Consider the following 19,947-nt stretch of genomic DNA (forward strand, 5'->3'; position numbering starts at 1 on the left):
CATTGTGACATTATAGAGACCGGAAATGAGAGCTGGAGATTCAAAAATAGAGCATGATTTAAACAGACTTTAGGGGGGTCAAAATTGGACGCTGATGGGGGGTCAATTTTGGGTGCTGATTGACAGTCTTGTTGAATCCTATCGATTCTAAAACACCTTCCGTAGCCATCTGACTTCTTCTCGCAACACCTGAAAACTTTTCGCCGTAAAATTTATCTTTAGCAAATTCAAACCAGAGTCGATCAATAGTAATTCTTGGCTTCATGAGTCACCCCCAAACACACGGGAAGTCATGCGCTCGACCACGCTGGAGATATGCCCTTCAGTCAGATGTGCATAACGCTTAACCATATTAAGTGTCTTATGGCCCATAGCTTCAGCAATCTCAGCCAGTGTAGCTCCACTCATGGCCAGTTCAGATGCAAACGAATGCCGTAGGTCATGCCAACGAAAATCTTCTATCTCTGCCGCCTTTAGAGCCGCATACCAAGGTTTATTTAAATGAATGGCAGTATTCCGCTGGCCAGGAAACACTAGATCACAATCAATGCGCCGTACTTTCGCCATCCCCTTCAGTTCAGCCAAAGCGGGTCCGGTAGCTACTACCACACGCCTTTCACCATTCTTTGTGTCCTCTAAGAGAATCCGGCCTGTGTGTGTATCTACCTGACGCCAAGTTAGTGAAAACTGTTCTCCACGTCTCATCCCGGTAGACATGGCCAGTAAAACTGCTGGGTATAAGAGTTTACAGGTAGATGCCTTGCATACTTCAAGAAGTCTCGTTCGTTCACCTTTTACTAAGACCTTCCCATCTTCGCCAATTTCATCGTTGGACAGGAAGCGTACAACACCTCTGCTCTCTTTGCCCTTTCGTACATCATGGCATGGATTTCTCTCAATCCATTGGAGGTCTCTTTGTGCGTATGACATGCAATGAGAAAGAACAGCCATATACCTATTAGCGGTAGCTGGTGAACGTCCTTCATCTGTTAGCTTGTCTCTACAATCCGCAATTCGAGATGAATCAACGGATGCCAGAGATAAAGCACCTATCTCACCTTTCCACCACTCCAGTTGTGATTTCTGTGGGACCTGAGTACTAACCTTCTTCTGAGGCATTACACGTTCAATATATCGATCGATCAGCTCACTCAATGTTCTTTTTTGAGAAACACTCTTATTAAAGTAACGACCTTCTCTAATCGCTGCCTCTGTCTGTTGGGCCCATTTCTTGGCATCAGTAAGGCGCTTAAAAGTGGCGGATTGAACAGGCTGCCCCTTTAATCTAACGCGAACACGGTAACTTGTTAGTCCTTTTGAATCGGTGTACTTGTTGATAGCAGCCATCGACTATGCCTCCTATTTAATACATAGGCAGACTATATAATAAGCTACAATAAAGCACAACAAGGATAGACTATCCGTGATTCCATACCTCTAAACCCTTATATATTAATACTTTTTGAATGGACAAAGTAATATTGTCCACTTGCTGTCCAGTCACTCCCAGTTTTTGCATTATTTATGAGTGATCTCTCTACTGGAGTTCGTTGTGTTCTAAAGCCATTATGACTATTTGTTACATGAAGGTGTGCGATCCCGATCCGCTATCAAATGAATGAATGTGTTATGGATTACTGTGGCTGAATGGACAACTGATGGACAGCGCACATAAAAAAAGGCACCTACGTTTCCGTAAGTGCCTGTTTTATATGGTGCGCCCACTAGGACTCGAACCTAGGGCCCACGGATTAAAAGTCCGCTACTCTACCAACTGAGCTATAGGCGCACTGACCATCGGCTATGCCTCCGGTGCGGCGCGAAGTTTGCGAATTTATATCTCTGTGTCAAACCATTTTCTTATCCCTATATTTTCAGTCGTTGCAGCATCGTAGTTGAACTTTACAATCGGCCCATGAACTATCGTCCTGTCCCCGACTATCATATGCATACTCCGCGCTGTAATCATGCCACCGGAGACGTTGCAGAGTATGCCAATGCAGCGATTGCTGCAGGTCTTAGCGAGATAGGCATGTCTGATCACTCCCCCATGCCGGGTGACTTTGATAAACCCTGGCGCATGGATCGCTCCGAGTTGTCTGATTATCTGCAGGAAGTGGAAACAGTCCGCGATGCTGTGAAAGATCAACTGCATCTGCGTGTTGGCCTGGAAGCGGATTTTCATCCGGGCACGGAAAACTATGTTGCTGAAATGATTCAATCCTACGATTGGGATTATATCATTGGCTCAGTGCATTATATTGGCGACTGGGGCTTTGATAATCCCGATACCATTCAGGTCTGGGACACGTGGAAAATCGAAGATGCCTATTGTGCTTATTTCAAACTGGTAGAGCAGTCCGCCCAATCCGGCCTGTTTGATATCATCGGACATCCGGACCTGATCAAGAAGTTCGGCCACCGGGCACCTGCAGATTCAGAATCTGTAAACAAAGCCATTGAAGATATGTTACAGGCGGTGAAAAAAGCCGATGTTGTACTGGAGATCAGTTCGGCAGGCTTAAGAAAACCGGTTGGTGAGATTTACCCTCACTCGCGCATTGTTCAACGAGCTGCGCAGCTTGCGATCCCCTTCTCCTACGGTTCTGATGCACATTCTCCAGCCGAAGTCGGCCACGGTTTGAATGAGTGCATGACTGCGCTGGAAACCTTTGGCATTCGTGAAGTAGCCAGCTTTAAACAACGCCAGCGCAGTATGGTGCCCATTCAACATGTCTGATAACCAGAATCCATCTGAAAAACAGATCGCAGTATTGATTACCGGAGCCTCCGGCGGCTTTGGTCTTGAGTATGCCAAGCAGATCGAACCGCAAGGTTATCGACTGATTTTGCATGGTCGTGATAAACCACGCCTGCAAATGACATTGGACAGCCTTAAATACCCTGAACGTCACAGCCTAGTGTTGGCCGACCTGAACAGTAAAGATGGTGTTGCGAGCCTGCTGAAAGCAGTCAGTCACGAAACACTGGTCGGGCTGGTGAACAATGCCGGTTTCGGGATCTGGGGTACATTTGAAAAAACCGGTATTGTACCTCAGATTGATGTCATCAAGACCGATTTAAAAGCACCGATTGAACTCACGCATGCCCTGCTGCCAGCACTGCTGAAGAACAACGGCTTTGTGATCAATGTATCTTCATTAGCCGGTGAAGCACCACTGCCATATATGAGCACTTATGCCGCAGCCAAGGCTGGACTAACCTTCTGGAGCGAGTCCCTCAGGACTGAACTGGAAGGTAAGCTGCGCGTTGTCACATTGGCTCCGGGCCCATCGCCAACAGGCTTCCGTGATGTGTCCGGGATGCCACCGGGTCCGGGTAGCTTTTACCGAACCCAGATTCCGCTGATAGTGACAGCATCGCTTGAAACACTGAACAATGGTGGTGGTTTCTGTGTGCCAGGCTGGCGGCATAAACTGCTGTTCACATTACAGAAAATCACACCGCGAGCGATTGCTCTGCGCTTAATGAAAAACCATCTGAAGCCCTGAAAACCGTTAAAAACAGTGGCATTACCTGGAGACTGGAGAATTCTCTCCACTTTCGCTAGGCTGCGCCTCCTTTTTGTCTTCCGGGGGGAGTCAGGAAAGAAGCTGTTGAATTGATGTTTCCAGCATTCCGATTTACATACATCGTAGCGCCGGGTCTGCCGAGTATGTGAATTATATTTGTGAGGTTAGTAGAATGAGTTTGTCACGTACATCTGTGAACGGTAAACCTGTTAAGCAGGGTCTGTATGATCCTAAAAATGAACATGATGCCTGTGGTGTTGGTTTTGTCGCCCACATCAAAAACAGGAAAAGCCATGATATTGTCGAAAAAGGTCTGGAGATTCTGGAACGCCTGACCCATCGTGGCGCGGCAGGTGCCGATCCGCGTGAAGGTGATGGTGCCGGTATCCTTATTCAGATTCCGCATCAGTTTTTTGAAGCTGCAACGGCAGAACTGAATTTCGAACTGCCCGCCGAAGGAACATACGGTGTGGGTATGATCTTCTTCCCTCAGGATGAAGCCTACCGTGCTTCCTGTCAGGATATTATTGAAAAAGCCGTGCGCGATGAGGGTCAAACCCTGCTCGGTTGGCGTGATGTATCCACTGATGCCGTTCGTGCTGACCTGCCGGAAAGTGTATGTGCATGTGAACCGGTTATTCGCCAGCTGTTTGTTGGCCGAGGTGAAGCTTGCGCTGATCAGGATGCATTTGAACGTAAACTGTTTGTGATTCGCAAAGTGGTCAGCAATGCTGTTGCTGCTCTCGGCATGGATGATGCTGCAAACTTCTATACCGCATCACTCTCCAGCCGTACCATTGTTTATAAAGGTATGTTCCACTCGCATCAGGTCGCGCCATATTATGAAGACCTGCGTGATGCTCGTATGACCTCTGCGCTGGCGCTGGTACATCAACGTTTCTCTACCAACACTTTCCCCTCATGGGAACTGGCTCATCCATTCCGTATGATGGCCCATAACGGTGAGATCAATACCGTACGCGGTAATATCAACTGGATGAATGCACGTCGCCAGTCCATGAAATCCGAACTGATCGGTGATGATCTGGCTAAACTCTGGCCAATCAGTAATGAAGGCCAGTCTGATACCGCATGTTTTGATAATGCGCTGGAGCTGCTCGTTGCCGGTGGTTATTCGCTTGCACATGCTGCCATGCTGATGATTCCTGAAGCCTGGGCTGGCAACAAGCAGATGGATGAACAGCGCAAAGCATTCTATGAACATAATGCTGCCCTGATGGAGCCATGGGATGGCCCTGCAGCCGTAGCATTTACCGATGGTCGTCAGATTGGCGCAACACTGGACCGTAATGGTCTGCGTCCTACCCGTTACCTGGTCACTGAAGACGATCTGGTGCTTGGTGCATCAGAAATGGGCGTACTGGATATTCCTGAAGAGAAGATCATCAAGAAATGGCGTCTACAGCCAGGTAAGATGCTACTGATCGATCTGGAAGAAGGTCGTATAATTGACGATGCTGAAATCAAACAGCAGCTCGCTTCAGCCAAACCGTATAAAGAGTGGCTGGCTAAAACCCAGATTCAACTGGAAAGCCTGCCGCAGGAAGTTGCTCCACAGGCTCCTGATCATGAAACCATGCTGCATCGCCAGCAGTCCTTCGGTTATACGCAGGAAGACATTAAATTCCTGATGACACCAATGGCTGTTTCCGGTCAGGAAGGTACCGGTTCCATGGGTAATGACAGCCCTCTGACTGTACTCTCAAACCGTGCCAAACCTCTGTACAACTATTTCCGTCAGCTGTTTGCACAGGTAACCAATCCGCCGATTGACCCTATTCGTGAAGAGATGGTGATGAGCCTGACCTCTATCATCGGCCCCAACCCGAATCTGCTTGGTCTGGATGAAGTTGAACCGCAGCTGCGTCTGGAAGTGCATCAGCCTATCCTCTCGAATGTCGATGTTGAGAAGATTCGTCATATTGATCAGTACACTGACAATCGTTTCCGCGCCATTACCCTCTCCTCCTGCTACCCTGTTGATCAGGACGCTGCAGGCATGGAAGCTGCAATCGATAAGCTGTGCAAGCAGGCTGAAGCTGCAGTGCGTGACCATTACAATATCATCATTATCTCTGATCGTGCCATGAACGCTGAAAACATTGCTATTCCAGCACTGTTGGCAACCTCTTCAGTCCACCATCATCTGATTCGAGCAGGACTGCGCACAGAAACAGGTCTGGTTGTAGAAACCGGTTCTGCTCGCGAAAATCATCATTTTGCCTGTCTGGCAGGTTTCGGCGCTGAAGCGATCAATCCATATCTGGCTCTTGAAACGCTGGTGGATATGAAACGTCAAGGCCAGCTGCCTGCTGATCTGTCTGATGACGAGATTCAATCCCGCTACATCAAGGCCATTGGTAAAGGCCTGTTCAAGATCATGTCCAAGATGGGAATCTCTACCTATCAATCCTACTGCGGTGCGCAGATTTTCGAAGCTGTCGGTCTGTCGTCCGACTTCGTGGCGAAATACTTCACAGGCACAGCCTCTCAAATTGAGGGTGCCGGTCTTGCCGAAGTTGCCAGAGAAGCAACACAGCGTCATATCGATGCTTTCCGTGGCGTCATGATCTATAAAAACGCGCTGGATGTCGGCGGTGAATATGCATGGCGCGTTCGTGGTGATGTTCACACATTAAGCCCGGAAACCATTTCTAAGGTACAACATGCAGTAAGGACATCTAACTACTCATTATATAAAGAGTATGCTGATGAAATTAATGATCAGTCCGGTAAGCTGAAAACACTGCGTGGCCTGTTCAAGTTCAAGACTGGTAAAGCGATCCCGCTGGAAGAAGTTGAACCGGCCAGTGAAATTGTGAAACGTTTCGTTACCGGTGCAATGTCATTCGGTTCCATCTCACATGAAGCACATAGCACGCTGGCTATTGCCATGAACCGAATCGGCGGAAAATCCAATACAGGTGAAGGTGGTGAAGAACCATCTCGTTTCACGCCGATGGAAAATGGCGACTCCATGCGCTCTGCCATCAAGCAGGTAGCATCCGGCCGCTTTGGTGTAACCACGGAATATCTGGCCAATGCTGATCAGATTCAGATCAAGATGGCTCAGGGTGCCAAACCCGGTGAAGGCGGTCAGCTGCCCGGCCATAAAGTTGACCAGCGAATCGGTCGTGTTCGTCACTCCACACCCGGCGTTGGTCTGATTTCACCGCCTCCGCACCATGATATTTACTCTATTGAAGATCTGGCGCAGCTGATTTTCGATCTGAAAAACACCAATCCTGTTGCAGATATCTCTGTCAAACTGGTATCGGAAATCGGTGTTGGTACGGTTGCTGCCGGCGTGGTTAAAGCGCATGCCGATCATGTTGTAATTGCCGGACATGACGGTGGCACGGGTGCATCGCCACTGACCTCAATTAAACATGCCGGTTCTGCATGGGAATTGGGATTGGCTGAAACACAGCAGACACTGGTACTTAACCGCCTGCGCGGCCGTACTATCCTGCAGGCTGATGGACAGATGCGTACAGGTCGTGATGTTGTGATTGCCGGTCTGCTGGGCGCTGATGAAGTCGCATTCGGTACCATCGCACTGATTGCCGAAGGTTGTATTATGATGCGTAAGTGTCATTTGAACACCTGCCCTGTCGGTGTTGCCACACAGGATCCTGAACTGCGCAAGAAATTTGTCGGTAAACCTGAAGACGTGGTTAATTTCTTTATGTATCTGGCTGAAGAAGCCCGCGAAATCATGGCAGAGCTCGGTTTCCGTACCTTTGCTGAATTGATTGGTCGCGCTGATATGCTGGACACCGATGACGCACTCAAACACTGGAAGTCTGAAGGTCTGGATCTCTCCCCTATCCTGCATCTGGTTGATGCTAACGGCACATCGGTGTCGCATACCGACAGTCAGGACCATGGACTGGACAAATTGATCGATAATAAATTGATCGAACAGGCCATGCCTGCACTGGAAAACAGAACACCGGTAGTGATTGAAACGCCAATCTGCAATGTGGACCGCAGTTTCGGCACCATGCTCTCGGGTGAAGTAGCCAAACGTTACGGTCATGCAGGTCTGGTAGAAGACACGATTGCAATCAAAGCCAAGGGCACTGCAGGACAGTCTCTGGGCGCATGGCTGGCTCGTGGTGTATCAATCGATCTGGCTGGTGAAGGCAACGATTACGTCGGTAAAGGCCTCTCCGGTGGTCGCATCGCTATTTACCCGCCTGCAGAATCCAAACTTGTAGCCGAAGATAATATCATTGTCGGCAACACCGTACTGTTCGGTGCTGTTGAAGGTGAGTGTTACTTTAATGGTGTTGGCGGCGAACGTTTTGCTGTACGTAACTCCGGTGCCGTCGCTGTTGTTGAAGGTGTTGGCGACCACGGCTGTGAATACATGACTGGTGGTACTATCGTTGTACTCGGTGATACCGGACGCAACTTCGCTGCAGGCATGTCCGGTGGTATTGCTTATGTCCTGGATGCCGACAACACGTTTGAGAGCCGTTGTAATATGGCTCAGGTCGCTCTGGAACCTGTTGCATCTGAAGCTGATGCTCTGGAAGAGCTGGATCATCAGGGCCCTGATCTGGAAACCCATGGCCGTGTGAACATCAAACACACCATGAGTATGGATGATCAGAAGATTCTGCGCACACTGATTCAACGCCATGTGCATTATACCAACTCTGCCGTTGGTAAGCGGATTCTGGATAACTGGAATGATTATATTGGCCAGTTTGTGAAAGTGATGCCGGTGGATTACCGCAGGGCACTGGTTGAAATGGAAGCTGAGAAAACAGCTGCGGCAAAGGAGACTGCAAATGGGTAAGGCAACCGGATTTAAAGAACATGCTCGTGAGAACCTGAGTTATGCACCGGTCGCGGATCGTATTACTCACTTTAACGAATTCTCCAAACTGCCTGAGGACATGCCGACTCAGGGCGCTCGCTGCATGGATTGCGGCATCCCCTTCTGCCATAACGGCTGCCCGATCAACAACATCATCCCTGACTGGAATGATGCGGTATATCATGGCAACTGGCGTGAAGCGCTGGATGTATTGCACTCCACCAATAATTTCCCTGAATTTACAGGTCGTATCTGCCCTGCTCCATGCGAGGAAGCGTGCACGATGAACCTGATTGGTGATGCTGTTTCGATCAAAAACATCGAACTGTCCATCGTTGAAAAAGGCTGGCAGGAAGGTTGGATTAATCCGCAAATCCCTGCACACAAAACCGGCAAACGCGTTGCCATTGTAGGTTCCGGCCCTGCCGGCATGGCAGCTGCCCAGCAACTGGCACGTGTGGGTCACGATGTTGTGGTATTTGAAAAGAATAACCGTATTGGTGGCCTGATGCGCTATGGCATTCCGAACTTCAAGTTCGAAAAGTCCGTCATTGATCGTCGTATGTCCCAGATGCGTGCGGAAGGTGTGGAGTTCCGAGTCAACTCAACAGTCGGTGATAATGTTGATGCAAAAGACCTTCTGAATCGATTTGACGCTGTCATTCTCTCCGGAGGTTCTGAAAAACCGCGTGATCTGCCGGTTCCCGGTCGTGATCTGAACGGCGTTCATTTTGCCATGGAGTTTCTGACCAAGAATACGCAGCGTGTACTCGGTGATAACATCCCTGAAGAGGAATTTGTATCAGCTGCCGGTAAACATGTCGTTGTAATCGGTGGTGGTGATACCGGTTCCGACTGCATCGGCACATCCAACCGTCATGGTGCGGAATCAGTCACCCAGATTGAAATCCTGCCAAAACCGGAAGCTGTACCGAACAAGTTGATCACATGGCCAAACTGGCCCATGAAGCTGCGCACTTCCACGTCTCAGGAAGAAGGATGTGATCGTGACTGGGAAGTTTCAACCAAACGTTTCATTGGTGATGACGAAGGTAATGTTCAGGCTGTTGAATGTGTCCGTGTTGAATGGACGAAAGATGACAACGGCCAGTGGAAACTGAACGAAATCGAAGGCTCCGAGTTTGAACTGCCTGCACAACTGGTAACGCTGGCTATGGGTTTTGTGCATCCAGTGCATGAAGGTATGCTCGAACAGTTGGGCGTGGATAAAGATGGTCGCGGTAACGTGGCTGCCAATGATTCCGACTACGCAACCAGCGTCGATAAAGTCTTCACTGCCGGTGATATGCGTCGTGGTCAGTCGTTGGTCGTTTGGGCCATCAGAGAGGGTCGCCAGTGCGCACGCGCAGTAGACGAATTCCTCATGGGTTCAACTACCCTGCCTCGCTAGATCGCTAGAGAACAACAAACCGAAAAGGGTCGCTGATGCGGCCCTTTTTTTGTTTCTACTTTTCCTCAGTAACGTTGCAATCTGTTCATAACAATCAGGCAGATTGCTGAATATGTAACAAATACCTACACCAAAAAAAAGAAACCGGAACACTTTGCAGCAGGATGGATTATTCAAACTCTTTTGATTTCCATACAAAAGGAACAGAATTACTCGCAACAAGGAGCGTTATGCTGGAAGGTCTTCAAAATAACTATGAGTCATGGTTGAACTCGCTAACACAGGCTGACTTCTGGTGGCAGTTCTCGGTATTGTGTATAGCAGTTGCATGTGCGCTATTGGTACAGCGCGTTATGCAACGCCTCGTAGATCAGCTAAAAACCGACACATCCAGTCGACTGCGCAAGACCTCCCTGAAAAGCGTACAGAGAATCCAGTTTCCCCTCACCATGCTCATGGTCACGCTGATTGGTCAGTCTATTCTGATTCACCTTGGCTTTGTGACACCGCTGCTGGCTCTGGCAACTCCGCTGCTGCTCTCGCTCGCCGGAATCCGCATTCTGATCTATATGTTGCGCAAAGGGTTCTCCCCTGGCCCGCTGGTTAAAGCCTGGGAGAACATCATCAGTACAGGAATATGGTTGATGGTCGCCCTGCATCTGCTCGGCTGGCTCCCCGACGTGCTTGCAGCGCTTGATGCCCTGGCATTTTCTATCGGAGAGAATCGAATATCTCTGCTGCTAACGATAAAAGTCACCCTGACAGTTGTCCTGTTCTGGGTGATGGCGCTCTGGCTGGCCAATTTTATTGAGCAGAGACTGAATAATTTCGAACACTTCAGTAAAAGTGCCAGAGTTGCTCTGGCTAAAACCAGCAAGTTTTTACTCATTGCCATGGCACTGTTCGTCGGGCTCGATGCTGCCGGAGTCGATCTGACTGCGCTCACGGTTTTCGGTGGTGCTGTTGGTGTTGGTATCGGTTTCGGACTGCAGAAAATCACTTCCAACTTTATCAGCGGTTTTATCCTGCTCTTTGACCGTTCCATCAAACCCGGTGATGTCATTACGGTTCGAGACAAATTCGGCTGGGTGCAGGAGTTACGCGCTCGATATATAGTGGTACGTGATCGTGATGGAGTTGAAACCCTGATTCCGAATGAGAACCTGGTAACGTCTGAAGTGATCAACTGGAGTTATACAGATCCTGATGTACGCATGAAAATACGCGTTCAAATCAGCTATGATGATGATCCCGAACAAGCCATGGCGCTGATGCTTGAGTGCGCTAAAGCTTCAGCGCGCGTGCAAAAGGATCCCGTGCCGCTGACTCGCCTGATGGAATTCGGTGATAATGGCATAGTGCTGGAACTGCGCATCTGGATTCTTGATCCGGAAAACGGGCTGGGCGGAGTACGCTCCGAAGTCAATCTTGCCATCTGGCGAGCCTTCAAAAAGGCCGGCATCACCATCCCTTATCCGCAACGGGATATTCACATCAAGGATGATCGTCTGTCTCAGTCGATCAATACGGGTGTTCCAGATGAGTAAAATATTCCTGGCTTGGAACGTATGAGTATCACTGCCTGATCGGGGTATCATTCTGAATGGGCTTGCCTTCCCTCTTGCTTGCCCGCCACAGACAGAGGTAAAGCTTATGAACAGACAGATAAATGAGCTGATTGATAAAATACGCGATCTGGAAGATGAACTGGAATATCAACTAACGCAGCGACGTGATGAACTGCGTTTCGAGCTGATCGGACGTAAAGTACGTTTTGAACAGGAAATCCTTGAACGACACAGGCAACTGAAGACCAGCCTGACACGCTATGTAGTCGAGGCGCGTCCGCTGGTCATCCTGACTGCACCCTTCATATATATCCTTATCATTCCTTTTGTTTTGTTGGATCTACTGGTTTCACTGTATCAATTCATATGCTTTCCAATTTACGGTATCCCAAAAGTGCGTCGTCGGGAGCATATGGTCTTTGACCGTCACCAGCTTGGATATCTCAACACAGTGGAAAAATTCAACTGTTTTTACTGCTCTTATGGCAATGGCCTGATCTCGTATGTGCGCGAAATTGCCGCTCGCACTGAGCAATACTGGTGTCCAATCAAACATGCACGGCGCATTGCAGGTGCGCATAGCCGCTACAGTCACTTTCTGGACTATGGTGATGGTGATGCATGGCATGATAAAATTGAAGATGTACGCTGCGATTTTCACAACAAAGGGAAACAGAAATCAGGTAAAACAAAAAAAGAATGAGTCAGTGACCTGCAAAGAATCAGAAATCATGCATGCATGGCATCAAATCAGTTTCAACTGCTGCTGTTTTCATTCAGATTTCACGGCATGGCTCGCGATGCAATATATACATCTGACATTCACAGCAACGGTTTCTCCTTTGACGACAAAGTAGCATCGGTATTTGCCGATATGATTGGCCGTTCTGTACCCGGATACGGTCAAACTTTGCAGATGGTAGAGCTATTGGCGCACCAGTATGCTCAGGAAGATTCAAACCTGTATGATCTGGGCTGCTCCCTTGGTGCTGCAACCATGGCACTTAGCCGCGGGGCTGCTGGTAAAACATGTTCCGTCATCGGAGTGGATAACTCCCCTGCTATGGTGGAACGCTGTCAGCAAACCCTGAAAGATGAGCCGGTAGTGATTCGTTGCCAGGATATCCTTGATACAGAGATTGAGAATGCTTCTGTCGTGGTATTGAACTTTGTACTGCAGTTTGTCGATAAAAGCGCAAGGTTGAATCTGCTTAGTAAGATATGTCATGGACTGAAACCCGGAGGTGTTCTTATCTTGTCTGAGAAAATCGCTTTTGATGATGCAGATGAGAACCGGCAACAGATTGGCTTGCATGAGGCATTCAAACGCGCACAAGGCTATTCAGACATGGAAATCAGCCGCAAGCGTACGGCATTGGAAAATGTATTGGTTCCTGAAACGCTCGCAACACATCATGCTCGACTTAAACAAGCCGGTTTCTCTACATCGAACACCTGGTTCCAGTGTTTTAACTTCTCGTCCCTGATTGCTATCAAATGAAAGCTTACAAGGATGCAGAAGGACTGAAACTACAGGAGATGTTGAGCCAGTCTTCATTGGCAGGGTTTTCTGATGCATTGATAGCCCTGCATGAAAAAGGTTGGAAGAAAATCCTCAAACACGGCGACCTGGGCCGCTGGCAAGGCGGTTTTGAGTCCCTGCCTGATGTCTACCCCTCTGAAACAGACTTCAATGCCTCAGCGGTCAAAATCGGATCTGCTGCTGATACCGACATGAGCACAGCTGAAATCGAAGCTGCCCTGAAGCAGATGCATCCATGGCGCAAAGGCCCGTTTGAAGTGTTCGGCGTTCATATTGATACCGAGTGGCACTCGGACTGGAAATGGGATCGCCTGCAGCAGGCAATCAGCCCTCTTGCCGGCCGCACCATCCTCGATGTTGGTTGTGGATCAGGTTATCACCTGTGGCGCATGTTGGCTTGTGATGCAAAGATGGTGGTCGGCATTGATCCGACACCTTTGTTCTCCATGCATTTTGCCACAATCAAACGCTACGTACCTGATGCCGCCGCATTTATTTTGCCGGTCGGCATTGAAGATATGCCGCACAAGATGCAGAGCTTTGATACGGTCTTTTCCATGGGTATCCTCTACCATCGTAAATCGCCGATTGATCATCTGATCGAGTTGAAAGAGCTGCTTAACGATGGCGGTGAACTGGTGCTTGATACACTGGTCATCGAAGGTGATGAAACGCAGTGTCTGATGCCGCACGGGCGTTATGCCAAGATGCGCAATGTCTGGTTTATTCCTTCTGTGGATATGCTCAGGTTATGGATGAAACGTGCCGGATATAAATCCGTCAACGTCATTGATGTTAGCCCAACAAGCATTGAAGAACAGCGCTCAACGGAATGGATGACATTCGAATCCCTGCCCAACTTCCTTGATCCTAATGATCATGACAAAACCATCGAAGGTTACCCTGCCCCCATTCGTGCGGTCCTGACGGCAAAGAAATAAACAAACGGCGCTTCCCGTCGTGCGATAGGCTTAAAAAATCAACAAACAAAAAAGGCGGGCAATGCCCGCCTTTTTCATCATAAGAAACAGTTGCTTATGGTAATACGCTAATCTTCACCATCGGATCGCCCTGGCGAATATCATCGACAACTTCCATGCCTTCAGTGACCTGACCAAACACAGTGTACTGACCATCCAGATGCGGTTGGGCTTCGAAGCAGATGTAGAACTGACTACCTGCTGAATCAGGGTTCGCTGAACGCGCCATGGCCAGTGTGCCACGTACATGTTTACGCTCATTGAACTCAGCTTTTACAGAATAACCCGGGCCACCTGTACCACGTCCATCAGGATCACCGCCCTGTGCCATGAAACCGGGAATCACGCGATGAAAAACCAGCCCATCATAAAAACCTTTACCGGCCAGTGCCTTAAAGTTTGCGACCGTATTCGGTGCAGTATCCGGATACAGTTCGATCAGGATCTCACCTTTCTCGGTTTCAATTTTGATGTGATTTCCTTCCGGAATACCTTTATCACCCGCCTGAGGCGCTTTTGTAAATAAACCCACTCTGTTCTCCTTTGCTTGAGTTTCCTGACCATCATTGATCTGGCTGACAAACACCACCCCGATAAAGGCCAGGACCATCATAATTGCGTTTCGTTTTTTCAATTTCCGTACGTCAGTCATAAGTACCTCTTCTGTGCTGTAGGCAAAATTCGTGCCGGATGCAGCACCATATGCCGCATTCCCGCTTTCAGCAGGCCTGTTCCCAGTACCATATCACCTGCGAATACTGCCACATTCATTTCCTTATTATCAGCTTCAGTATTCCTCAGTTGGATGCGCTGCCCATGCAGGAATCGTTTAATGTCAGCATTCTGCAGTTCCACGCGTTCATAATCTCGCAACCACTGCCCGAGCGGTAACAGGCAAGCCTGTTTCTGCTCATGTAATATTTCCGGTGTGACCATCATGGCTTCCGGCCAGCCAGCAGTAGAAAGCCGTCTGAGTTGGGTAACACAGCCGCCCATGGCCAGGCTTTGGCCAATATCCCTAGCCAGAGAGCGAATATAGGTACCTTTGGAACAAACGACTTCCAGTGTGACCAATGGGTAGTCAAAGGAAACAAGCTTGAGTTCATGAATCGTCACCGCGCGTGACTTCATTTCAACAGCCTGACCCTTTCTGGCCATGTCATGGGCACGTTTGCCATCAATTCGAATGGCAGAATAAACCGGAGGAACCTGTTCGATATCACCACGGAACTGCTCCAGTACATGCTCCAGCTGCTGCAGCTCCACCTGATTCTCAAATGACTGTGTGGTTTCACCTTCGAGATCCAGCGTATCGGTTTGGTAGGAAATATCGAATGTTACACGGTAGCTCTTTTCAGCTTCCAGTCCCATCTCGGCAAAACGCGTCGCATCACCGAGAAGAATGGGCAACATGCCTGTAGCCAGTGGATCAAGTGTACCGGTATGCCCGGCTTTGATGCGTTTCTGACCCGGCTCACTGAATAAGCGGGAAATCTCATTTACCGCCCGACGTGATGACCAGCCAAGTGGTTTATCAAGAAACACTATGCCGCAAATATCTGTCATATTGTTTGAAACTGAATCAGGCAAAGATTCGGGTGACTGCCTGTTCAACACTTGAGCGTACTTCATCGAATGTGCCGCGCATCAGGCAACCGGATGCATACGTATGACCACCACCGCCCAGACTTGCCGCCAGAGCACCTACATCAACGTATGTTTTACCACGGAAGCTTACTTTCCAGCAGTTCTCACGACGCTCATCACAACGAATGAATACAGCCACTTCAACACCATCAATACTGCGGGCGTAATCAATCAATCCTTCGGTATCCTCAACATCAGCACCCGTTGCCTCATACATATCACTGGTAATATGTACCCAGGCAGAGCGCCCCTCATTGTGAACCTCTAATGTATCGAGACAGGCTGACATCATCTTCAGGCCTGCAAGTGGACGACTCTCATATACATGGACACTGATGGGCCATGGTCTGGCACCGGCATCAATCAACTCAGCAGCCATGCGGTAAACTGCAGCTGTTGAATTGGAAAGTCTGAAACTTGCAGTATCTGTCAATACAGCTGTATAGATTGCACTGGCTGTGGCTTTGCTGACAGGGCTTTTCATGGCAATCAACAGATCGAAAATCATCGCACCTGTAGCGCAATATCTGGCATCAACCAGATTAATATCACCAAAGAGTTTGTTGCTGGCATGATGATCAATATTCAGCAATGTCGCACCATCATAAAATGCATCGGGCATACCGAGTCTGGCTTTGGAGCCACAATCAAGGGCAATAATAAGATCGCCACCGCTTGTGTCGCTATGCCAGTGACCTCGCCCTACTTTATCTGCATGATCCAGAAAGGTGTAAATACGTGGTACACCATCAACATTGAACATGGTTACTGATTTTCCAAGTTCGGTCAGTGCATCATACAGTGCCAACTGGGACCCAATGCCATCACCATCCGGATTACAGTGAGTGATTAGTACAATTTGTTCTGCGCCGTTGATGGCATCCATAACGGGCTGCCAGTTAACATCGGAGATGACAGAATGCATCTGGCTGCTCATGGTCTTTGCAGATCTCTCAACAGCTGCAGTACGTCACCGGATTTCTCAAAATTACTGTCCCATTTGAAAACAATGGCCGGAAGACGGCGTTTGGGCAGTGCACGGCGCAATTCATGCGAAAAATGCGGAGCCATACGGTTCAGAGCATCAATACAGGCTTTCTGTTCAGTTTCACCATTATGATACACCCATATGGTCAAAAACTGTTTTCCGGATGCTTCCACTCGTGTGATGCTGACACCATTAAAACGCGGATCTGCCACGTCACGGTACAACAGTGTTGATAACAAGCGCTGCACATCAGTCAGAAACCGCTGCTGATTGGCGGAAACCTTACGCATCAGAAGACTCTATGTTCAGAGTGTGGCCGCCACTTCTTCAATGATATAAAACTCGAAGGTATCGCCTTCTTTAATATCATTGAATTTTTCGACGCTCATGCCGCATTCGAAGCCGGCTTTGACTTCTTTCACATCATCTTTGAATCGACGCAGTGATTCCAGAACACCATCGTAAATCAACACAGACTCACGCAGTACGCGAACATGTGAACCACGGGTAACGTAACCATCGGTCACATAACAACCTGCAATGGCTCCGACTTTCGGTGCATTGAACACGTCGCGCACATCAGCACTGCCGGTAACTTTCTCAACCTTGTTCGGAGACAGAACACCAGCCATAGCCGCTTTAACTTCATCAATTGCATCGTAAATAACCTTGTAAAAACGGATATCTACGCCTTCAACTTCAGCAACTTTCTTGGCCTTGGCTTCAGGACGAACGTTAAAGCCGATGATGATGGCATTTGCTGCGGATGCGAGCATGACATCAGACTCGGTGATACCGCCAATCGCTTTATGTACGATTTTCACTTTCACTTCGTCAGTGCCTGCTTTAGCCAGAGATTCAGCCATCGCTTCAACAGAACCGGTCACATCACCCTTGATCAGTACAGGTACTTCCTTCACGCCGCTCTGCATATTGGCAAACAGTTCATCAAGGCTGGCGCGTTTCTTCGCTTCAGCACCCTGCTCACGCTCCATATCCTTACGATAACGAACAATATCACGAGCCTGTTTTTCATTTTCTACTGCAAAGATCTCCTGACCGGCTTCTGGTACGGAATCAAGACCGAGCAATTCGAATGGAATTGATGGTCCGGCAGTACGATGCTGAACCGAGTTTTCATCAACAATCGCACGCAAGCGACCTGTTGCAGATCCAACAACCACGGTATCACCCTGGTTAAATGTACCATTCTGCACCAGAACCGTTGCCACTGGACCACGCCCCCTGTCCAGTCGGGATTCAACCACGATACCTTTACCGCGACGCTGTGGATTGGCTTTCAGTTCAAGAATTTCAGTCTGCAGAGCCAGCATTTCAAGCAGATCATCCAGACCCAGCCCAGTATGCGCTGAAACAGGAACAAACATGGTGTTGCCGCCCCACTCTTCAGGAATCACTTCATGTTCAGCCAACTGACGCATCACCTTCTCAGGGTCAGCCCCTTCTTTATCCATTTTATTCATGGCCACAATGATCGGAACCCCGGCAGCACGCGCATGGTTCAGTGCTTCCACTGTCTGTGGCATCACACCATCATCAGCTGCAACTACCAGCACAGCCACGTCGGTCATGCTTGCACCACGTGCACGCAGGCCTGTAAATGCTTCATGACCAGGTGTATCAACGAAGACAACACGTTCGCCGCCTTCCAGTTTCACCATATAGGCACCAATATGCTGTGTAATACCACCAGCTTCTCCATCTGCCACGTTCGCTTTACGCAGGGCATCAAGAATAGAGGTTTTACCGTGATCCACATGGCCCATAACCACGACAACAGGTGGGCGTGGTTCCAGATCTTCCGGGCTATCTTCAGATACATCTTCAACAAGCACATCTTCTACAGCTGCGGCATTGATTATTTTCGCCTTATGGCCGAACTCTTCTACGATCAGCACAGCGGTATCAGCATCAACACTTTCATTCACTGTTGTCGGCATACCCATTTCAAACAGCTTCTGTACAACCTGCGCACTCTTGAATGCCATGCGGCTGGCCAGTTCCGCCACCAGAATCGGATCGGTAACTTCAACAGTACGAACTACAAAGTTTTCATCATCCTTGGACACGCTGGAGTCACGTTTGCGTGAACCACGAGCCAGGCGAGCCTGACGTTCCTGCTGTTCAGGAGTAAGAACCTCATGACGCTTTTCAGCATATGAGCGGCGAGCAGCTTTCTCTGCAGGAGAAAGACGACGCTGTGGTCTACCACCACCAGGTCCGCCGCGGCGACGCTGGGGGCCAGCCGGTGGTGGAGCTGAAGGTTGTGGGGAAATAGCAAGTGACGGGCTGCGACGAGTATTGCTCGCATTTTGAGGTCTGTCCTGCCCGGGGCGCTGAGGTCTTGCTGCCTGAGCCTGCCTGCGCTGACTTGCACGGTCTTCAGAAATTTTCTTCTCAATCTGTTTAACAGATGAACTTGGTGCCTTTGATGCAGCAATCTGTGCTGGCGTAAGTCCTCTGCGAATGGTTGTTCTCGGGCCTTTATGTGCCGGGTTCTGTCCCTGACCAGCCGGACGGTTCGGGCCACCCGGGCGATTCGGACCGGCATTAGCCGGACGGTTCGGGCCACCCGGGCGATTCGGACCGGCATTAGCAGGGCGATTCGGGCCACCCGGGCGATTCGGACCGGCATTAGCAGGACGATTCGGGCCACCCGGACGGTTTGGACCGGCATTAGCAGGGCGATTCGGGCCACCCGGACGGTTTGGACCTGCATTAGCAGGACGATTCGGGCCAGTTGGACGTACTGCAGCTGTTGAACGTGTAACACCAGCCGGAGCCTGTTTGGCTGCCGCAGTTGCCGCAGCAGCTCGCTGCGCAGGTGTCGGGCCGGATTTTTTAGCTGTTATAACTGTTTTGGTTGGTGCAGTAGCTGCGGGTTTTGCCGGAGCAGCCACTGTTTTCGCCGCAGCAGCGCTAGCTGCTTTAGCAGCCTTGGCATCTGCAAGCTTTTTCGCATCGGCAATTTTCTTTTGCTCAACCGCAGCAGCAGCTCGCTGTGCAGGTGCAATAGGTTTCTCTTTTGCAGCAGGTGTTGCTGGCGCAACCGCCGGAGCAGGCTTTTCAACCGGTTTGGCTGCCACCGGTTTTGCTGCCGGTGTATGGCGGCGACGCACGGCAACTTCTACTGTGCGACCTCTGCCTTCCACCTGACCGCCTGTCCGGGTTTGCCCGGCAACCATTGGTCGATTCAGTGTCAGGGTTTTACCAGCGCCTTTCTTGGCATCAGGCTTGGCTGAAGATTTAATTACCGATCGAATCTTCCCTTGATCGTCTGCATCCAGCGTACTGGTCGGTCCACTCACAACCACATTACACTGCACTGCGGCGCGCTGTATTTCAGCCGCGTCCACGCCAAGTTCTTTTGCCAAGTCAAGAATACGTTTTGCCATCTGTTCTGT

General features: G+C 49.5%; 15 protein-coding genes and 1 tRNA gene. 8 read left to right on the top strand and 8 right to left on the bottom strand.

Annotated features, from left to right (window positions below; translation table 11 throughout):
• Positions 1-58 precede the first annotated feature (58 nt).
• From MMIC_RS09275 to MMIC_RS09285, 3 genes are all read right to left on the bottom strand, one after another.
• On the bottom strand, positions 59-265 hold the full coding sequence (locus MMIC_RS09275; protein WP_072660195.1) for a hypothetical protein: 207 nt from the start codon (positions 263-265) through the stop codon (positions 59-61).
• On the bottom strand, positions 262-1,347 hold the full coding sequence (locus MMIC_RS09280; RefSeq protein WP_072660196.1) for a tyrosine-type recombinase/integrase: 1,086 nt from the start codon (positions 1,345-1,347) through the stop codon (positions 262-264). The genes MMIC_RS09275 and MMIC_RS09280 overlap by 4 nt, the downstream gene beginning before the upstream one ends.
• A 366-nt stretch (positions 1,348-1,713) precedes the next feature.
• Positions 1,714-1,789 (bottom strand) — tRNA-Lys (locus MMIC_RS09285).
• Positions 1,790-1,915: 126 nt separating this feature from the next.
• On the opposite strand from MMIC_RS09285, the gene hisJ reads away from it, so the two are divergent.
• From hisJ to cmoB, 8 genes are all read left to right on the top strand, one after another.
• On the top strand, positions 1,916-2,740 hold the full coding sequence (hisJ, locus tag MMIC_RS09290; RefSeq protein ID WP_227819455.1) for a histidinol-phosphatase HisJ: 825 nt from the start codon (positions 1,916-1,918) through the stop codon (positions 2,738-2,740).
• Positions 2,733-3,512 (top strand): SDR family NAD(P)-dependent oxidoreductase, encoded by a 780-nt coding sequence (locus tag MMIC_RS09295; protein WP_072660197.1) that lies wholly within the window; start codon positions 2,733-2,735, stop codon positions 3,510-3,512. The genes hisJ and MMIC_RS09295 overlap by 8 nt, the downstream gene beginning before the upstream one ends.
• A gap of 193 nt (positions 3,513-3,705) precedes the next feature.
• A complete protein-coding gene (gene gltB, locus MMIC_RS09300; RefSeq protein WP_072660198.1) occupies positions 3,706-8,364 on the top strand; it encodes a glutamate synthase large subunit in 4,659 nt (1,552 codons plus the stop codon).
• Entirely contained in the window at positions 8,357-9,796 is a 1,440-nt protein-coding gene (locus MMIC_RS09305; protein ID WP_072660199.1) for a glutamate synthase subunit beta, read from the top strand. Before gltB ends, MMIC_RS09305 begins: the two co-directional genes overlap by 8 nt.
• Positions 9,797-10,026: 230 nt before the next feature.
• Positions 10,027-11,343: a mechanosensitive ion channel family protein gene (locus MMIC_RS09310; protein WP_072660200.1), complete on the top strand. Its 1,317-nt coding sequence runs from the start codon at positions 10,027-10,029 to the stop codon at positions 11,341-11,343.
• A gap of 106 nt (positions 11,344-11,449) precedes the next feature.
• Positions 11,450-12,067, top strand: a complete 618-nt coding sequence (locus tag MMIC_RS09315; protein ID WP_072660201.1) for a hypothetical protein — start codon at positions 11,450-11,452, stop codon at positions 12,065-12,067.
• An 87-nt stretch (positions 12,068-12,154) separates the two neighbouring features.
• Positions 12,155-12,865 (top strand): carboxy-S-adenosyl-L-methionine synthase CmoA, encoded by a 711-nt coding sequence (gene cmoA, locus MMIC_RS09320; RefSeq protein ID WP_072660241.1) that lies wholly within the window; start codon positions 12,155-12,157, stop codon positions 12,863-12,865.
• On the top strand, positions 12,862-13,848 hold the full coding sequence (gene cmoB / locus MMIC_RS09325; RefSeq protein WP_072660202.1) for a tRNA 5-methoxyuridine(34)/uridine 5-oxyacetic acid(34) synthase CmoB: 987 nt from the start codon (positions 12,862-12,864) through the stop codon (positions 13,846-13,848). Before cmoA ends, cmoB begins: the two co-directional genes overlap by 4 nt.
• Positions 13,849-13,942: 94 nt before the next feature.
• Here the strand turns inward: cmoB and MMIC_RS09330 are convergent, their stop codons facing one another.
• Genes MMIC_RS09330 through infB form a run of 5 tightly spaced genes read right to left on the bottom strand, consistent with a single transcriptional unit; the run spans position 13,943 to position 19,938 of the window.
• Positions 13,943-14,539, bottom strand: a complete 597-nt coding sequence (locus tag MMIC_RS09330; protein WP_072660203.1) for a peptidylprolyl isomerase — start codon at positions 14,537-14,539, stop codon at positions 13,943-13,945.
• Entirely contained in the window at positions 14,536-15,453 is a 918-nt protein-coding gene (truB, locus tag MMIC_RS09335; RefSeq protein ID WP_072660242.1) for a tRNA pseudouridine(55) synthase TruB, read from the bottom strand. The genes MMIC_RS09330 and truB overlap by 4 nt, the downstream gene beginning before the upstream one ends.
• 16 nt (positions 15,454-15,469) lie before the next feature.
• Entirely contained in the window at positions 15,470-16,459 is a 990-nt protein-coding gene (locus tag MMIC_RS09340; RefSeq protein ID WP_227819457.1) for a DHH family phosphoesterase, read from the bottom strand.
• 8 nt (positions 16,460-16,467) lie between these two features.
• Entirely contained in the window at positions 16,468-16,812 is a 345-nt protein-coding gene (locus MMIC_RS09345) for a ribosome-binding factor A (protein ID WP_072660204.1), read from the bottom strand.
• Positions 16,813-16,827: 15 nt separating this feature from the next.
• The gene (infB, locus tag MMIC_RS09350) at positions 16,828-19,938 is read right to left on the bottom strand and encodes a translation initiation factor IF-2 (protein WP_072660205.1); all 3,111 of its coding nucleotides are present in this window, start codon (positions 19,936-19,938) and stop codon (positions 16,828-16,830) included.
• Between the last annotated feature and the right edge of the window lie 9 nt (positions 19,939-19,947).

Origin of the sequence: Mariprofundus micogutta (assembly GCF_001895085.1) — a bacterium.
GTDB classification, from domain to species: domain Bacteria; phylum Pseudomonadota; class Zetaproteobacteria; order Mariprofundales; family Mariprofundaceae; genus Mariprofundus; species Mariprofundus micogutta.